At 72.9% G+C, this 17255-nt stretch carries 16 protein-coding genes; 10 read left to right on the top strand and 6 right to left on the bottom strand.

Features of this window, described 5'->3' with window-relative positions; genetic code table 11:
- Positions 1 to 134 precede the first annotated feature (134 nt).
- A complete protein-coding gene (locus tag FHP29_RS08670) occupies positions 135 to 572 on the top strand; it encodes a hypothetical protein (protein WP_139622465.1) in 438 nt (145 codons plus the stop codon).
- A gap of 24 nt (positions 573 to 596) precedes the next feature.
- Here FHP29_RS08670 and FHP29_RS08665 read toward each other — a convergent pair whose 3' ends face one another.
- From FHP29_RS08665 to FHP29_RS08650, 4 genes are all read right to left on the bottom strand, one after another.
- The gene (locus tag FHP29_RS08665; protein WP_275669434.1) at positions 597 to 935 is read right to left on the bottom strand and encodes a rhodanese-like domain-containing protein; all 339 of its coding nucleotides are present in this window, start codon (positions 933 to 935) and stop codon (positions 597 to 599) included.
- A 46-nt stretch (positions 936 to 981) separates the two neighbouring features.
- Positions 982 to 1869, bottom strand: coding sequence for a universal stress protein (locus FHP29_RS08660; RefSeq protein WP_139622463.1), 888 nt, complete (start codon positions 1867 to 1869; stop codon positions 982 to 984).
- Positions 1869 to 3686 (bottom strand): amino acid permease, encoded by a 1818-nt coding sequence (locus tag FHP29_RS08655; protein WP_139622462.1) that lies wholly within the window; start codon positions 3684 to 3686, stop codon positions 1869 to 1871. Before FHP29_RS08655 ends, FHP29_RS08660 begins: the two co-directional genes overlap by 1 nt.
- Positions 3687 to 3824: 138 nt before the next feature.
- Positions 3825 to 5414 carry a PucR family transcriptional regulator gene (locus FHP29_RS08650; RefSeq protein ID WP_240044399.1) on the bottom strand — a complete coding sequence of 530 codons (1590 nt, stop codon included), beginning with the start codon at positions 5412 to 5414 and terminating at the stop codon, positions 3825 to 3827.
- A gap of 136 nt (positions 5415 to 5550) precedes the next feature.
- Here FHP29_RS08650 and FHP29_RS08645 point away from each other — a divergent pair, with 136 nt between their 5' ends.
- Positions 5551 to 6921: an aspartate aminotransferase family protein gene (locus tag FHP29_RS08645; RefSeq protein ID WP_139622461.1), complete on the top strand. Its 1371-nt coding sequence runs from the start codon at positions 5551 to 5553 to the stop codon at positions 6919 to 6921.
- Between the two features lie 60 nt (positions 6922 to 6981).
- Complete coding sequence (locus FHP29_RS08640) at positions 6982 to 8481, top strand: aldehyde dehydrogenase family protein (protein WP_139622460.1); 1500 nt, start codon at positions 6982 to 6984, stop codon at positions 8479 to 8481.
- Between the two features lie 32 nt (positions 8482 to 8513).
- On the opposite strand, the gene FHP29_RS08635 is transcribed toward FHP29_RS08640, so the two are convergent.
- A complete protein-coding gene (locus FHP29_RS08635) occupies positions 8514 to 9392 on the bottom strand; it encodes an Fpg/Nei family DNA glycosylase (RefSeq protein ID WP_139622459.1) in 879 nt (292 codons plus the stop codon).
- A gap of 172 nt (positions 9393 to 9564) precedes the next feature.
- Between FHP29_RS08635 and FHP29_RS08630 the strand changes: the two genes are divergently transcribed.
- The 7 genes from FHP29_RS08630 to FHP29_RS08600 all read left to right on the top strand — a co-directional run bounded on the left by FHP29_RS08630 (position 9565) and on the right by FHP29_RS08600 (position 16436).
- On the top strand, positions 9565 to 10833 hold the full coding sequence (locus FHP29_RS08630) for a hypothetical protein (protein WP_139622458.1): 1269 nt from the start codon (positions 9565 to 9567) through the stop codon (positions 10831 to 10833).
- 64 nt (positions 10834 to 10897) lie between these two features.
- Complete coding sequence (locus FHP29_RS08625; RefSeq protein ID WP_139622457.1) at positions 10898 to 12100, top strand: ATP-binding protein; 1203 nt, start codon at positions 10898 to 10900, stop codon at positions 12098 to 12100.
- A gap of 19 nt (positions 12101 to 12119) precedes the next feature.
- On the top strand, positions 12120 to 12323 hold the full coding sequence (locus FHP29_RS08620) for a (2Fe-2S)-binding protein (RefSeq protein WP_139622456.1): 204 nt from the start codon (positions 12120 to 12122) through the stop codon (positions 12321 to 12323).
- 110 nt (positions 12324 to 12433) lie between these two features.
- The gene (gene bfr / locus FHP29_RS08615) at positions 12434 to 12922 is read left to right on the top strand and encodes a bacterioferritin (protein ID WP_139622455.1); all 489 of its coding nucleotides are present in this window, start codon (positions 12434 to 12436) and stop codon (positions 12920 to 12922) included.
- A 9-nt stretch (positions 12923 to 12931) separates the two neighbouring features.
- Positions 12932 to 13555 (top strand): SHOCT domain-containing protein, encoded by a 624-nt coding sequence (locus tag FHP29_RS08610; RefSeq protein WP_139622454.1) that lies wholly within the window; start codon positions 12932 to 12934, stop codon positions 13553 to 13555.
- Positions 13556 to 13700: 145 nt separating this feature from the next.
- A complete protein-coding gene (locus FHP29_RS08605) occupies positions 13701 to 15338 on the top strand; it encodes an ABC-F family ATP-binding cassette domain-containing protein (RefSeq protein ID WP_139622453.1) in 1638 nt (545 codons plus the stop codon).
- A gap of 132 nt (positions 15339 to 15470) precedes the next feature.
- Positions 15471 to 16436, top strand: a complete 966-nt coding sequence (locus tag FHP29_RS08600) for a type IV toxin-antitoxin system AbiEi family antitoxin domain-containing protein (RefSeq protein ID WP_139622452.1) — start codon at positions 15471 to 15473, stop codon at positions 16434 to 16436.
- Positions 16437 to 16479: 43 nt separating this feature from the next.
- Here FHP29_RS08600 and FHP29_RS08595 read toward each other — a convergent pair whose 3' ends face one another.
- The gene (locus tag FHP29_RS08595) at positions 16480 to 17247 is read right to left on the bottom strand and encodes a putative protein N(5)-glutamine methyltransferase (RefSeq protein WP_139622451.1); all 768 of its coding nucleotides are present in this window, start codon (positions 17245 to 17247) and stop codon (positions 16480 to 16482) included.
- Between the last annotated feature and the right edge of the window lie 8 nt (positions 17248 to 17255).

The raw sequence follows: 17255 nt of genomic DNA, 5'->3' as shown, positions 1-17255 counted from the left end.
CGGCAATCTGCTGTTCGCCGGGCCTGTGAATAGTGTGAGACCGGTGGGGACAGGGTGGGCGCGTGGTCGCCCGCTCCGCCGCGCCCCCGGAACGGGAGCGGCGACGAGCCCCGGCCCCTAGGAAAGGAAACGACATGACCCCCTTCAAGCGCCCCCTGGCTGCCGCCGGCGCCGCCGTGCTGCTGGGCCTCACCCTGAGCGCCTGCGGTGGCGGCGGCCACCCGACCGACGCCTCCAAGAAGGAGTTCTGCGGCGGCGTCGAGGACGTCATCACCACGACGAACTCCGTCGAGGGCGACGAGCCGACCGAGGCGGAGTGGAAGAAGCTCCAGGAGGCCTACGGCGACCTCGGTGACATCGGTACGCCGAAGGGCATCAGCGACACCGAGCGCAACGGCTTCGAGGTCATCGTCGACGCGATCACCGACCTCGACTACGACGAGGCCAAGAAGTCCTTCGGCGACAAGGACGGCGAGGACAACATCCCCGGCGTGTCCAAGGACGACGAGAAGGACGCCGACAAGTTCTTCGACTACCTCACCGAGACCTGCGCCGACCAGCTCGGCGGCTGACGCAGGCCCGGCGCGACCAGCCCGTCAGACCACGGTCGGCGGCTGGTCGCCGTCGGCCACCATCGCCCGCCCGGCGCGCTCCCAGCCGAGCATGCCGTCGACGAGGTTGACCACGTCGTACCCCTGCTGGGCGAGATAGGCGACGGCCCGCGCGGAGCGCCCGCCGCCCTTGCAGACGACGAGGGTCTGGGGTGCCTCGAGCTCGACGAACTCGCCCAGCCGCGCGGGCAGGTCCATGAGCGGGATGTGGACCGCCCCGTCGATGTGGCCGGCGGCCCACTCGTCGTCCTCGCGTACGTCGAGCACCACCAGGTCCTCGGGCAGCGGGTCGGGGACGGCGTCGATCTCGATGCTGGGGATCATGCCGTCCATCCTAGGAACCCGCGCGCACCCTCGGCCCGGCCCGGGCTCAGACGGCCGCGGCGGTCACCGCGTGTCGGGGCACGCACACCACCGGCACGGGAGCGTGCCTGATGATCCGCGATGCCTGGGATCCCACGAACACCCGCCCGGCGAGGCCGCCCGCACCGGAGCCGACCACGAGGACGTCGCCGGCGCGCCACGGCACGTCCGCGAGGGCCTCGGCCCAGCTGGTGCCGTGCCCGACCACGACATCGGCGTCGACGGCGGCGATGGAGCGCGCCGTGAGCAGGGTCGCGTCGATCTCGGCCCGCTTGGCCTCGGCCCACTTCTCCGCGATCAGCGCCTGCGGCCCGCTCTCGATCATCGAGCCGAACATCGCGACGGGGTGGACGTTGAAGCTCGCGATCCGCAGCTCGGCGCCGAGCTCGGCCGCCTGGGCCGCGCTGGCGGCGATCAGCTGTGCCGAGGCGGTGCCGCCGAAGGCGACGGTCAGCCGGTTGATCCGGGTCCGCGAGTCGACGTCGTAGTCGCGCGGCGCGAGCCCGACGGGGATGGTGGAGGTGTGCAGGAGCCGGTCGCCGATCCCGCCGAGGGCGACCCGTCCCAGGACACCGCTGGGGGAGGAGCCCACCACCAGGTAGCGGGCGTCGCCCGCGGCCTCCAGCAGCCCGGCCGGGACCGACCGGGCGCGCCGGACCTCGGTGCTCACCTTCACCTCCTTGGTCACCAGGGCGGCCATCTCGGCGAGGCCGGCCGTCGCCGACGCCTCCAGGGCCTCGAGATAGGCGCTGTCCACCGCGTTGAGGCCGTGGGCGGAGCCACTGACGATGGTGCACAGGCGCAGGGGGAGGTTGCCGGCGAGGGCCATGGAGATGCCCAGCCGCAGCGGGGCGTGGAACCGCTCGTCCGGCAGGAGACCTACGAGGATGCTCATCAGCTGCCCGCCAGGGCCGAGTCCGACTCGACGTGCTCGACCGGGATGGCGTACTTCTCGCGAGCGCGGTCGACGACGTCGTAGCGCAGCCAGTTCGACTGGGCCAGCGGGAGGGTCGAGATCACGATCTGGTCGGGACCGAAGGTCGCCACGGCGTCTTCCAGGGCGCGCAGCGGGCGGTAGTCGCCCAGCGCGCCCTCGGCCACGTGGCCGTCGGCCCGCAACGACTCGAGCAACTGGTCCAGGCGCTGCTGCGCGGCCTCGGTGGTCGCATCCCAGACGTAGACGGCGCCCTTGGTCAGCGCCTGCCCGGTGTCGATCGGGTTGGCCGGCACGCACACGAAGTACTCGGCGGACCCGTCCCGGTCGACCCGGCGCAGCGCGGTGCGGAGCTCGTCGCGGGAGAGCGTCTCGTTGGCGAGCACGAGCACCCGGTGGGCCCGTCCGGTCGGCACGTCCTCCGGGCCGGGAGCGACGCTCCCGCCCATCGCCTTGACGATGAAGTACGCCGCCAGGATCACGCCCCAGGCCAGCAGGCTGAGCAGCAGTTGGGGCCGGACCTTGTCGTTGAGAGCCATCTGCAGCAGGACCGCGACGATGCCGACGATCGCGACGATCGACAGGACCGGGTAGCCCCACATCTTGACGATCAGCTTGCTCGGGTCGGTCTTCGGGCGCAGCACGAACTGCGAGACGGCGATGAGGCCGTAGACGAACAGGATGATGGCGCCCGAGGAGTTGAGCAGGAACAGGAAGACGGTCTCCGGGGAGATCGCTGCCGCGATGACGCACAGGAAGCCGATGAAGGACGAGGCCAGGATCGCGTTGCGCGGAACGCCGGACCTGCTGACCACCATCAGGGCGCCAGGCGCCTCCCGGCGGGCGGCGAGCACGAAGACCATCCGGGAGGCGGTGTAGAGGCCGGAGTTGAGGCAGGAGAGCACGGCGGTGAGCGCGACGGCGTTCATCAGGTCGGCGGCGCCGGGGATCCCGATCTCGCTGAGCGCCTGGACGTACGGCGAGGTGCCCGCCTCGTACTTGTCCCACGGCAGGATGCAGGTCAGCAGGAAGATCGAGCCGATGAAGAACACGGCGATCCGCATGATGACCGAGTTGGTCGCCTTCGCGACCGACTTGGCCGGGTCGGGCGTCTCGGCCGCGGCGATGGTGGCGATCTCGGCGCCGACCATCGAGAAGATCACGATGACCACGCCTGCGGTGACCGCGCTCGGGCCCTGGGCGAAGAAGCCGCCGTGGTCGGTCAGGTTGTTGAAGCTCAGGTCGGAGCCGGGCAGCAGGCCGAAGACGAACAGCGTGCCGATCACCAGGAAGCCGACGATGGTCGCGACCTTGATGCCGGCGAACCAGAACTCGAACTCGCCGAAGGAGGCCACCGAGAACAGGTTGGTCGTGGTCATCGCGATCATCAGCACCAGGGAGACCAGCCACAGGGGAGCGCCGGGCACCCAGTACCGGATGATCTCGGCGCCGGCGACGGCCTCGAAGCCGACCACGACCACCCAGAAGTACCAGTAGAGCCAGCCCGCCGAGAATCCCGCCCAGCCGCCCATGGCCTGGCGGGCGTAGTCGGAGAACGAGCCTGTCGACGGATTCGCGGTGGCCATCTCGCCGAGCATCCGCATGATCAGGATGACGAGCACGCCGGCGAGCGCATATGTCAGGAACGATGCCGGTCCGGTGGCCTCGATGACGGCGCCGGAGCCCATGAACAGGCCGGCTCCGATCACGCCCCCGATGGCGATCATGTTGAGCTGTCGTTGGGACAGCCCTGCCTTCAGCTCTGGACCAGCGCCCATGCGTGCCTCCTTCGGTGGTGGTTCGAGGAGGCTAGGAGACGGCGGTCACACCGACCAAGAACAGAATGCCGGAAGCCGCGCGATTCGCCGACGATCTGCCGGGCGCCGATCGGGGTCGGGTCTGCGTCGCGGAACCTCTTAGTGGATCTCGAGGTCCTCGGCGATCAGGGCGACGTGCAGGGAGACGCGGATGTCCGGGTCGTTGAGGCTGGCGCCGAGCACCCGCTCGATCTTGGCGAGGCGGTCGTAGAACGCCCCTCGCGAGACGTGGAGGCTGGCGGCGGCGAGCGACTTGCTCGCGGGATGCTCGACGAGGGCGCGCAGGGCCTCGACGAGACCCGAGCCCCACTGGGCGTCGTGCTCGCGCAGCTGGCGCAGCTCGCGCTCGCAGAACAGGCGGACGCGGTCGTCGTCGCCGAGGAGGGTGAGCAGGCCGCGCAGGTGCACGTCCTCGAGGCGGTGGACCAGGCGCGCCGGGTCGGGGGTGCGCACCGACGAGACGACGTGAGCACTCTCCTTGAGGGTCTGGTCGGCCTCGGAGAGCCGCCCGACCGGCCGCCCCGCGCCGGCGATCGCCGGGTGCCGCCGCCTGACCCGGGCGACGAGGGCGTCCACCTCGCCGGACGGGTCGGCGCTCGCGGCCACGGAGAGGAGGGCGCGTACGTCGCCGTCGCTCTGGGAGGCCAGGACCGGCACCTTGAGCTCGTGGGCGGCGTGCACCGTCGCGGCGATCAGCTCGTCCAGGGCGGGCGTGGCCGGGCGGCTCGCGTCGTGGGCGTCGAGGACCGGGCGCAGGGTGAGCCCGACGAGGTGGCGCTGCTTGGTCACCAGGCCCGCCAGCTCGCAGCGCAGCTGGATCTCCTCGTTGCCGGGCTCGTTGAGCAGCCCGTGCAACAGCTCGTGGTGGGTACGCCGTACCTGGCTGTCGCGGTCACGCTCGTGCAGCCGGTGCAGGGCGAGGGCGGCGGCGGCCCGCTCCGCGACCGCGATCAGCCGCTGCGGCGGCTCGGTGGGCGACTCGATGACGAGCCGCCCCCAGCGCCGCTCGCGGCGTCCCAGGCGGGTGACCAGCCAGCCCTGGGTCCGGTCCCAGGTCGTGCGGCCCTCGAGGCGGACCCGGCTCGAGCGCTCGGTCCAGTCCGCCAGGAAGGAGCCGATGTCGTCGGGTCCGGACCGGTAGTCGCTGACCCGGTGGTCCTCGCCCTCGAGGACGACCGCGACCCCGGCCAGACGCTGGGCGGCGTCGAGGATCTCGCGCGGACCGGCCTCGGTGATGGTCAGCTCGGTGAACGTGTCGTGCACCCGCTGGGCGTCGCGCAGCTCGTCGAGCTGCTCGTCCACGATCCGCTCGCCGACGGCCTGGGCGAGGGCCGCGAAGCGCGCCTCGCGGGCCAGGGCGATCAGGGGCAGCCCGAGCTCGTCGCAGGCGGCCACGAGCGTCGGAGGCACGTCGCGCCACCGGCGGCCGAGCTCGATGACCAGGCCCGCGACCTCGCCGTCGCTGAGGCTGGTCGCGAACGCGCGCAGCTCGTCGTCGGAGTCCGGCAGCGCGATGCCGGTGGTGAGCAGCAGGTCGCCACCGCGCAGCACCGAGGCGATGTCGGCGGGCTCCCCGGAGTGGACCCACTGCACCGGGCGGTCCAGTCCGGCGGCGCCGGCGACGACCTCGGGACCGGCCTGGCGCACCGCGGGCATGCGCAGCACCTCGGCGACGGTGAGCTGGGCCAATGGGGGCTCCTCGGACGTCGGCGGCACGCCCGACGGAATGTCGGCCGCAGCGGATAACTCCAACATTCTGCCGGGCCCGGACGCGGGCCGCCAGCCTCAGGATGGGGGGCGATCTCCCCGTGGAAGGACAAGCCCGATGACCAGCACCTCCCCGACCCGGCTCACCGGACCGGCCGCGCTCACCGCCGACGCGGAGCGCGCCTACGACCTGGACCGTCAGCACGTGTTCCACTCGTGGTCGGCCCAGGAGACGCTGGACCCGATGGTGGTCACCCGGGCCGAGGGCTCCTACCTGTGGGACGGCCAGGGCAACCGGCTCCTCGACTTCTCCTCCCAGCTGGTCTACACCAACCTCGGCCACCAGCACCCGCGGATCGTCGCCGCGATCCAGGAGCAGGCCGCCAGCCTGTGCACCATCGCCCCGAGCTACGCCAACGGCACCCGCTCCGAGGCCGCCCGCCTGATCGCGTCGCACACGCCCGGCGACCTCGACCGGGTCTTCTTCACCAACGGCGGGGCCGACGCCAACGAGCACGCCATCCGGATGGCGCGCCTGCACACCGGCAAGCACAAGGTCCTCTCGACCTACCGCTCCTACCACGGTGGCACCCAGCTCGCGATCAACGTGACCGGCGACCCGCGCCGCTGGCCCAGCGACAACGGCTCGACCGGCACGGTCCACTTCTTCGGCCCGTTCCTCTACCGCTCCCCGTTCGCGGCGACCACCGAGGAGGAGGAGTGCCAGCGGGCCCTCGCCCACCTCGAGCAGGTCGTCGCCCTCGAGGGCGCCTCCACCATCGCCGCCATCATCCTCGAGTCCATCCCCGGCACCGCCGGCATCATGATGCCCCCGCCGGGCTACCTGCAGGGCGTGCGCGAGCTGTGCGACCGCAACGGCATCCTCCTCATCGCCGACGAGGTGATGGCGGGATTCGGCCGCGCCGGACGCTGGTTCGCCGTCGAGCACGGCGGCGTCGTCCCCGACCTGCTGACCTTCGCCAAGGGCGTCAACTCCGGCTACGTCCCGCTCGGCGGCGTCGCGATCTCGGAGAAGGTCTACCGCACCTTCGCCCAGCGTGCCTACCCCGGCGGGCTCACCTACTCCGGCCACCCGCTCGCCTGCGCCGCGGCGGTCGCCACCATCGAGACGATGGAGGACGAGGGCATCGTCGAGCGCGTCGACGCGCTGGGCCGTGAGGTCATCGAGCCCGAGCTGCGCGCCCTGGCGTCCCGTCACCCCTGGATCGGCGAGGTCCGCGGGACCGGCGCCTTCTGGGCGCTCGAGCTGGTCCGCGACCGCGAGAGCCGCGAGCCGCTGGCGCCGTACGGCGGCTCGAGCCCCGAGATGGCCGCGATCGTGTCCGGGTGCATGCGCCGCGGACTGATCCCGTTCGCGAACTTCAACCGCATCCACGTCGTACCGCCGCTGACCATCACCGCCGAAGAGGCCAAGGAGGGTCTGGCGATCCTCGACGAGGCCCTGGCCGAGGCGCACGGCCCGGCCTGAACCGGCCAGAATCCGCCTGAACCGCTCCCGCGAACCCTCCAGCGAACCCGAGGAACAACGATGACCCAGAACGTGCTGAACCCCGACCAGGCCGTCGACGGCGGGGCGCCCGCGAAGCGCCCCATGCTGATCGGCGGGGAGTGGGTCGAGAGCGTGTCGGGCGCCTGGCGCGACGTGCTCAGCCCGGCCCGTCACGGCCACGTCCTGGCGCAGGTGCCCGAGGGTGGCAAGGAGGACGTCGACCGGGCGGTCAGCGCCGCGCGCGCCGCCTTCCCGGGGTGGCGCGACCAGCACTTCACCGGCCGGCAGAAGGCCCTGCTCAAGATCGCAGACGCGATCGCCGAGCGGGCCGAGGAGCTGGCCGCCGTCACTGCCGCCGACACCGGCAACGCGCTGCGCACCCAGGCCCGCCCGGAGGCCGGCGTGCTCGCCGACCTGTTCCGCTACTTCGGCGGCGTCGCCGGCGAGGTCAAGGGCACCACGCTGCCCGCCGGGTCCGCCCAGCTGCAGTACACCCGCCTCGAGCCGCTCGGCGTGGTCGCCGGCATCCTGCCGTGGAACTCGCCGCTGATGATCGCGGGCTTCAAGGTCCCCGCCGCGCTGGCGGCCGGCAACACCGTGGTCCTCAAGGCGGCCGAGGACGCGCCGCTGGCGATCCTGCTGTTCGCCGAGATCTGCCAGGAGTTCCTGCCCGCCGGCGTGCTCAACGTGGTCACCGGCGACGGCGAGAGCGCCGGCGCTGCCCTGGTCGAGCACCCGGGCGTCGACAAGGTGTCCTTCACCGGCTCCACCGAGGTCGGGCGCCACATCGCCCGCGAGGCCGGCGAGCGGCTCGCCCACGTCTCCCTCGAGCTGGGCGGCAAGAACCCCTCCATCGTGTTCCCCGGCGCCGTCACCGACGAGCTCATCGAGGGCCTGCTCCTCTCCTCGCGCGTCCACCGCCAGGGCCAGAGCTGCACCGCCGGCTCGCGGCTCTTCCTGCACCGCGACGTCCACGACGAGGTCCTCGAGCGGCTGGTGGCCCGGATGGGCCAGCTGGTCGTCGGCGACCCGCTGGACGAGACCTCCGACATCGGCGCGGTCATCAACGAGACGCAGTTCCGCTCGGTGAAGGGCTTCCTCGAGGACGGCCTCGCCAACCCCGCGCTCAAGGTCGAGCTCGGCGGCCTCCCGCCCGAGAGCGGCCCGCTCGCCGACGGCTTCTACCACCTGCCGACCATCTTCTCCGGCGCCGACAACACCTTCCGGCTCTCCCGCGAGGAGATCTTCGGCCCGGTCGTGATGGCGATCCCGTTCACCGACACCGACGAGGTCGTCCGGATGGCCAACGACTCGGCGTACGGCCTCGCCGCCTACGTGTGGAGCCAGGACCTCAACCAGGCCATCGACACCGCCCACCGGCTCGAGGCCGGCTGGGTGCAGGTCAACCAGGGCGGCGGCCAGGTCGTCGGCCAGGCGTACGGCGGCTACAAGCAGAGCGGCATCGGCCGCGAGGTCTCGCTCGAGGGCATGCTCGCCGGATTCACCCAGACCAAGCAGATCAACGTGCGGATCGGCTGAGCCACCGCCCCTCCAGGGCGAGCTGCTGGGGACTACTTCAGCAGCTTGCTCAACCGGCGGTCGGCGAGGGGCTTGCCGCCGGTCTGACAGGTCGGGCAGTACTGCAGGCTGGAGTCCGCGAAGGACACCTCGCGCACGACGTCGCCGCACACGGGGCACGGCTTGCCCGTCTGGCCGTGCACCGCGAGGTGCGACTTCTTCTCGGCCTTGAGCTCGCTCGCCGCGAGCCCGCGTGAGCGCTCGACCGCGTCGCCGAGGGTGTCGCGGATGGCGGCGTACAGCGTGGCCAGGTCCTCGTCGGTGAGGCTGTCGGCGGGCTTGAACGGCGACATCCGCGCGGCATGCAGGATCTCGTCGGAGTAGGCGTTGCCGATCCCGGCGATGGTGCCCTGGTGGCGCAGCACGCCCTTGAGCTGCTTGCGCCCGGCGTCGGTGAGGATCGTCGCGAGCCGCTCGGCCGTGAAGTCGTCGGTCAGGGGATCGGGGCCGAGGCTGGCGATGCCCGGGACGTCGAGCGGGTCGCGCACCAGGTAGAGGGCGAGCGACTTCTTGGTGCCGGCCTCGGTGATGTCGAGTCCCGGGGTCAGGCCGTCGCGCTCGTCGAGCACCACCCGGACCGCCAGGGTCGACTTCGTGCTCGGCCGGGGCGGCAGCGCGGGGACCTCGTCCTTCCAGCGCACCCAGCCCGCCCGGGCCAGGTGGAGGACCAGGTGGAGACCGCTGGCCTCGATGTCGAGGAACTTCCCGTGGCGTCGTACGTCGTCCACCAGGGTCCCCTCGACCGCCGACAGCGGCGGATCGTAGGTCTTGAGGGCGCTGAACGCCGCGATGTGGACGCGGGTGACGGCGCGACCCTCCAGCCGGCCCCGGAGGTCGAGGGCCAGGGCTTCCACCTCGGGCAGCTCGGGCACGCACTCAGCCTATCGGCGGAACCTCCTAGGACCTCACGCCGACGCAACCGGGCGAACCGGGACTTCGTCCTGATTCCGCCGCCGGTCCATCACCCGGCTCCGGGACTCGCGTTGGTCGGGTCATCGGCGCCGCTCGGGAGCCCTCCACCACCCCTCCGAAGGGATCTCCCTCATGCTCGACAGGCATCTCACCTTGGGTTCGCTCGCCCTCGTGGCGGTTCTCGGCGCCGGATCGGGACTCCTCCCGCCCGCGGCCGCCACCCCCGGCACACCCCTCGACGCCGGCGGCGCCGGCGGCGCCGGCGGCGCCAACGGGTGCGGACAGCCCGAGGTCCCGGCTCAGTGGGGCACCATCGTGCACCCCGCCGTGACCCGAACGGTCGAGGCGACCACTCGCACCGAGTGGCTCTGGCAGCGCGCGACCGCGACCCTCGAGCGGGAGTACGCCCGCGAGAGCGTGGCGGCCGTCGTCCTCGTCCATTGGTCGCGCACCGTCGAGGTCACGGAGCGGGAGTACGCCCGCACCGTCGTCGACACCCCGGCCCGGCCCGCCTCCCCCGAGGAGGGCCACACCGAGACCCGGGTCGTCACGCCGGCCGTCACGGTCGTCGAGGTGGAGTACGCCCAACAGCACAACGGCAACACCCGCTGGGAGCGCGCGGGCTGGAACGGCGCCGACAACGGCAACGGGTGGACCGCCACCGGGCGCACCCGCGTCAGCGAGGTGACCCCCGCCGAGACCGAGGAGGTGTGGGTCGTCGACCGCGCCGCCGTCCCCGCCCAGCCCGAGCAGTCGCACGTCGAGACCGCCTGGGTCGTCGACGGTACGACGCCCCCGGCCGGCTCGGCGCCGACCGGCCGCACCCGCGTGGCCTCGTCCGCCACGGAGGAGCAGGACCTGCCGGCCGGCGAGTCGCCCGCCGGCAGCGGCTGGGTCGAGAGCGCCACCTCCGAGATCTCCGCCGCGGAGTACGAGCTGGCCTGGCTGGCCGACGGGACGACGCCCGGCGCCGGCTTCGTGGCCACCGGCCGCACCCGTGCCGGATCCCCGGGCCTGGAGACGTCCGGCGCCACCTCGTCGCTCCCTCCCGCCGGCGACGGCTGGACGCAGGTCCCGGGGTCGTCGGTCGAGGTGCTCGTCGAGGTCGCCCACGAGGTCGTCGAGACGCCCGCCTGGGTGGAGGACTACATCGTGGTCCCGGGCCGCCCGGCCACGCCGGCCTGCGTGCTGCCGATCGACGAGGGCGTGGACCCGCCGACCGTCGTACCCCCGCCCGGGTCGCCGGCCCCGGTGCCGTTCGTCCCCGCCGTGCTGGGGGTGGGCGAGGTTCAGCCGGTGATCGACGCGGTCGTCGTACCGGACGGCCAGGTCGCCCCGGCCACCGCCACCCCCGCCACCGCCACCCCTGCCTCCGGTGCCCTGCCGGCGACGGGAGCCTGAGCACTCGATCCGACACGCTAGCTGAATCTAGGGATCTCGCTAGACACCTCGATAGCGTCGGATCATGGACCCGATCCGCAACCCGTACGCCCCGGGCGCCGGGCAGCGACCGCCGGAGCTGGCCGGCCGCGACGAGCAGCTGGCGGCCTTCGACATCGTGCTCGAGCGGGTGGCGCGCGGCCGCCCGGAGCGCTCCTTGGTGCTCACGGGGCTGCGCGGGGTCGGCAAGACGGTCCTGCTCAACGCGCTGCGCTCGGCGGCGGTCCGCAAGGGCTGGGGGACCGGCAAGCTCGAGGCGCGCCCCGACCAGTCGCTGCGCCGGCCGCTGTCCTCCGCGCTCCACCAGGCGGTGCGCGAGCTGGGCCATCCCGAGCCTGCGGAGACCGCGCACGTGCTCGGCGTGATCCGGTCCTTCGCGCAGCGCGAGGCCGGCACCGACGCCAAGCTCCGCGACAAGTGGTCGCCGGGCATCGACGCTCCCGTCGTCCGCGGGCGCGCCGACTCCGGCGACGTCGAGATCGACCTCGTCGAGCTGCTCACCGACGTGGGAGGGCTCGCCGCCGACGTCGGCCGCGGTGTCGGGGTGTTCATCGACGAGATGCAGGACCTCGGCCCCGACGACATCTCCGCCCTGTGCGCGGCCTGCCACGAGCTGAGCCAGAACGGCCTCCCGGTGATCGTCGTCGGCGCCGGACTGCCCCACCTGCCGGCCGTCCTCTCGGCGAGCAAGTCCTACTCCGAGCGGCTCTTCTCCTACCAGCGCATCGACCGGCTCTCGCGTGACGCCGCCGACCGCGCGCTCGTCGCGCCGGCGGCCGAGGAGGACGCGCAGTTCACGCCCGACGCCCTCGCCGCGATGTACGACGCCACCCGCGGCTACCCGTACTTCATCCAGGCCTACGGCCGCTCGGTCTGGGACCTGGCCCCCCGTACGCCGATCACCGCCGACGACGTGGCCGTCGCCGGCCCGGAGGCGGAGGTCGAGCTGGCGGTCGGCTTCTTCGGCTCGCGCTACGAGCGCGCCACGCCCGCCGAGCGCGACTACCTGCGCGCGATGGCCGATGCGGCGTCCGCCGACGAGGGCGGGGAGGACCCGGTCGGCTCGGTGGCGACGGCCGATGTCGCCGCCGTCCTCGGCAAGCGGCCGCAGTCGCTCTCGCCGGCCCGGGACTCCCTGCTCAAGAAGGGCCTGATCTACTCCGGCGAGCGGGGGCGGATCGCGTTCACCGTCCCGCATTTCGGGCGCTACCTTCGCGCGCAGGGTTAGGTTCGGCTAACCTTGGCTCATGATCGTCTGCCAGTGCCGCGTCGTCACCGACCGTCAGGTCGATGCCGCCCTGGCCGACGGCGCGCGCACGGTCGGAGCCGTGTGTCGCTCGACGGGCGCCGCCCAGGAGTGCGGGACCTGCATCTTCTCCGTCAAGGCCCTGGTCCAGCAGCACCACGAGCGCGAGTGCGCGCACCTGCGGGCCGACGGTGCCGCCAGCTGATCGCCAGCTGATCGCCGGTTGATCGGGAGCCGATCCGGAGTTGAGTCTGGACACACCCGGACCGGCCTGTGCCAGCATCGGCGACAGGTCCCCAATCCCGGAGGTACGCCGTGCAGCCCATCGATCCCCGTGTCGTCGAGCTCCTCAACGAGGCCCTCACGTTCGAGCTCACCGTCACCAACACCTACTTCCTGCACGCCCGGATGCTCGACAACTGGGGGCTGCCGAAGCTCGGGAAGGTGTTCTACGACCTCTCCATCGACGAGATGCGGGACGCCGACGACCTCATCAACCGGATCCTGATGTTCGACGGTCACCCCAACGTCCAGCGCCTCGGCGCCATCCAGGTCGGCGAGAGCGCCGAGGAGATGCTCGACCTGGCGCTGGCCAGCGAGCGGACCGCCGTCGCCCAGTTCAACGCCGCGGCCCAGGAGTGCCACGACCTCGGTGACCACGGCACCGCCGCCGTCTTCGAGGAGATGGTGCGCGACGAGGAGAAGCACGCCGACTGGTTCGAGAGCCAGCTCGACGCGATCAGCCGGATCGGCGCCCAGCAGTACCTCGCCCAGCACGTCGACGCCGGCGAGGGCCCCGCGTAGCGGACCTCGATGAGCCAGCCCCGACCGCCGTCCCTGGCGCGCTGCCTGCTGCCACCGGTCCTGTTCCTGCTCGTCGCGGGTGTCGTCGGCCCGATCTTCCTCGTCATGGGCCTGGTCGCCAGCGGACCGGAGACCGGCTGGCTGCTGCCGACCGGCATCGGCATCACCCTGCTCGACCTGGTGATCGGCGTCCTGATCGGCCTCGGCCGCTATCGCGCGCAGCACAAGCTCCACCGACTGCGCGCCGACGGCCGTCCCGCGCGGGGCGAGGTGCTCTCCTTCGACCAGACCAACGTGCGGGTCAACGACCAGCCGCTGCTCAAGCTGCGCCTGCGCATCCACGGCGACGACCTCGCTCCGTTCGAGGTCGAGAGCCGCACCGTGGTCCCGGACGTCCGGATGCCGCTCCTCTACGGAGGCGAGCTCCCGGTGCTCGTCGATCCCGAGACCCGCGAGTGGGAGATCGACTGGGAGTCCGCCCGCCCCGCCCGGCACCTCGCCGCCACGTCGGCCCCGGCCGAGACCCGGTCCCCGGCCGAGCGCCTCGCCGAGCTCGACGACCTGCTCAGGCAGGACCTCGTCAGCCGGGAGGAGTACGACGAGGCGCGGGCCCGGATCCTCGACGGGATCTGAGCCGCCCGCAAAATCGTTCGCGCCCACGACCGGCCGGCTCGTAGGCTGGTCCCATCATGCTGATTCACGCCTGACCCGACTCGTGCCCGCGGCCGTCACCGACCTGTGCCCGGCGAGTCCGAACCCGTCACCGATCGGATCAGCCATGTCAGCGCCCTCCACCCACTCGCTCGCCCCGCTCCGTCCCCTGACGGTCCGCGACCTCACCGTCGTGTTCGGTCGTCGTACCGTCCTCGACGGGATCGACCTGCTCGCCCAGCCCGGGCGCCGGATCGGCCTGATCGGCGAGAACGGCGCGGGCAAGTCGACCCTGCTGCGCGCGGTCGCCGGCGACCTGCCCGACATCGCCCAGGTCTCCGGCACGATCGAGCGGCCCGCCGACCTGGCGTTCCTCACCCAGGAGCCGCCGTTCGCCGACGGCGACACGATCGCCGACGTGCTCGCCACCGCGCTGCGCCCGCTGCGCGAGGCGGTGGCGAAGGTGGAGACGCTGGCCGACGGTCTCGACGATCCCGCGGTCGCCGAGGAGTACGCCGCCGCGCTCGACCTCGCTCTCGCGCACGACGCCTGGGACGCCGACCGCCGCGCCCTGCTCGCCGCCGAGCAGCTCGGACTCGACCATCTCGCGCCGGACCGGCGCGTGGGCAGCCTGTCCGGCGGCCAGCGCACCCGGCTGGCGCTGGCCACCCTGATGACCCGCCGCCCGCAGTGCCTGCTGCTCGACGAGCCGACCAACCACCTCGACGACGAGGCGGTCGCGCTCCTCGTCGCCTTCCTGCGGGACCTGCCGGGCGTCGTCGTCCTCACCAGCCACGACCGGGTGCTCCTCGACGAGGTCTGCACCGACCTGGTCGACCTCGACCCGGTCGGGATGGGCACCGACGGGCGCGGCGGGCGCAGGTACGGCGGCGGGTGGACGGCGTACGCCGAGGCGCGGGCCGCCGCGCGACGCCGCTGGGAGGAGACCTTCGCCGCCCAGCAGGAGGAGCTGGAGCGGCTGCGCGACGCCGCCCGGATCGACAGGAGCGCCGTCGCGCCCGGCCGGGGACCTCGCGACAACGACAAGTTCATCCACGCCTTCAAGGGCCAGAACGTCGACCGCGCGCTCGCCCGTCGCAAGCGCGACGCCGAGCGCCGGCTCGAGGAGGCCGAGCGCAGCCAGGTCCGCAAGCCGCCTGCTCCGCTGCGTCTCTCCACCGGCCTGACGACAGGCGCCCCGAGCAGCGGCCTGCTGGTGACCGTGCGCGACCTCGACGTCGAGGGACGACTGCGGCTGCCGGTCCTCGACGTCGACAGCGGCGAGCACCTGCTGGTGGCCGGCGCGAACGGCACCGGCAAGTCGACCCTGCTCGGCGTCCTCTCCGGCCGGATCGGCCCGACCAGCGGACTCGTCCAGGTCGGGGCGCAGCGGGTCGCCGAGCTGACCCAGGACCCGCTCCTGCCCGACCTCACCGCCACCGCGCAGGCGACCTACGAGGCGGCGGTCGGCCCCGATCTCGCCGTACGCCGCCCACTGCGCAGCCTCGGCCTGCTCCACCCGCGCGAGCACGCCAAGCCCGTCGTCCTGCTGTCCGTCGGCCAGCGGCGACGGCTCGCCCTGGCGATCGCCGTGGCGACCGAGCCCGACCTGCTGCTCCTCGACGAGCCCACCAACCACCTCTCCCTCGCGCTCGTCACCGAGCTGGAGGAGGCCATCGGCGCCAGCCCCGGCACCGTCGTCGTGGCCTCGCACGACCGGTGGCTGCGGCGGCGCTGGGAGGGGACCGAGCTCCGGCTCGGGTGATCGGGGGCGATCGCTGCCGCCGGCTGGTCGTGATCGTCCCCTGTCGCCCGGCGTACGCCACCTCCACGCTCCCGTCCACAGGCCCGCGGACCCAGGGTGTGGGCCAGTGCCTGGTCGGGGACGGGGTCACGCATGGACGAGGTCGATGCTCTTCTCGTACTCCAGGACGGGGTGATCTCCCGCCGCCAACTGTTGGCGGCGGGCTTGGCGGAGGCAGCGATCCGCCGTCGACTGCGACGACGGGAGTGGGTGGCTGTGCACCCGGGTGTCTACGTCGTCCACACCGGTCCCCTGACGTGGCGGCAGCGCGCCTGGGCGGCAGTGCTGTTCCACCAGCCGGCCGCGCTCGACGGCTGGTCGGCGATCCGTGCACACGAGGGGCCGGGACGGCATGGGTTCGACGGACGTGGGCCGATCGAGGTGGTGGTGCCGCACGCCAGCACACCGGTCAGGGTCGACGGCGTGACGGTCCGGCGATCGCGTCGGTTCGCCGAGATCGCGCACACGGGACTCACTCCGCCTCGCCTGCGGTACGACGACGCGATCATCGCGCTGGCCGACCGGACCGGCGACGAGCTCCAGGCGGTCGCCATCCTCGCCGACGCGTGCGGAAGCCGTCGGACGACGGCGACCCGGCTGCAGGCTCGGCTGGCCGAGACTCCGCGACTCCGGCGCAGGACCTGGCTGTCCGGCGTTCTCGCGGACGTGGCCGAGGGCACCTGCTCGGTCCTCGAGCACGCCTACCTGACAAAGGTCGAACGGCCCCATGGCCTGCCTCGGGGCGATCGTCAATCGCCCGATCGCGGCGCCGACGGTCGGCGGATCTACCGTGACGTCGTCTACCGCGGGCATCGCCCGCCCTGGGTTCAGCACGTTGAGCTCGACGGGCACCTGTTCCACGAGTCGGCGGGGGCTCGGGACCGCGATCTCGAGCGTGACCTGGACGCCGCCGTCGGGCTCGCCGACACCGTCCGCCTCGGCTACGGCCAGGTTGTCGGACGGCCATGCTCGACCGCGGCCAAGCTCGGTCTCCTGCTCCAGCGGCGAGGCTGGCGCGGTACGCCGAGGATGTGCCCCGCCTGTGCTGATCGGGGGTGATCGCTGTCACCGGCTGGTCGTGATCGTCCCCGATCATGTCGACTCAGCCCACGACGCCGCTGATCACCGTCGCCTCCCGCTCGTCGTCGTGGTGCACCTCGGCCATCAGCCCGGCCGCCTCGAAGGCCCTGGTCGCGAGCGGAGCCTGGTCGAGGGAGATCTCGGAGAGCAGCGCCCCGCCGGGACGCAGCCAGGCCGGGGCGAGCGCGGCCACCCGACGGAGCAGGTCGAGCCCGTCCGGGCCGCCGTCGACCGTGCCGCGCGGCTCGTGGTCGCGGGACTCGGGCGGCATCAGCGCCACCGCGGCGGTCGGGACGTAGGGGACGTTGGCGACGATCACGGCGACGGTGCCGCGCAGGGTCCCCGGTACGGCGGAGTCCAGGTCGCCGACGGCCGCGGATCCGCCGACCGCGGCCAGGTTGCGCGCCGCGCAGACGACCGCCACCGGGTCCACGTCGCTGGCGTGCACGACGAGGCCGGGGACCCGGCGGGCCAGGGCGAGCCCGAGAGCGCCACTGCCGCAGCACAGGTCGAGGACGAGGTCGCCGGCCGCCAGCCGTGGCGCGGCCAGCTCGACGAGGTACGCCGTGCGCTGGCGCGGGACGAAGACGCCCGGCTCCAGGGCGACCGGGCCGCCGTCGAACTCGACCCGGCCGACGACGTACTCGAGGGGCTCGCCGGCGATCCGGCGCAACGTCATCTCCTCGAGCTCCTCGGCCGAGGCGGCCGCGGACCGCAGCACCTCGGCCTCCTCCTCGGCGAACACGCAGCCGGCGGCACGGAGCCGGGCGACGAGATCGGGCGCGGGCACCGGCCCAG

Origin of the sequence: Nocardioides albidus, from assembly GCF_006335005.1 — a bacterium.
GTDB lineage: Bacteria > Actinomycetota > Actinomycetes > Propionibacteriales > Nocardioidaceae > Nocardioides > Nocardioides albidus.
The sequence above is the reverse complement of the archived record's forward strand: the minus strand, read 5'-3'. Positions and strand labels throughout refer to the sequence as shown.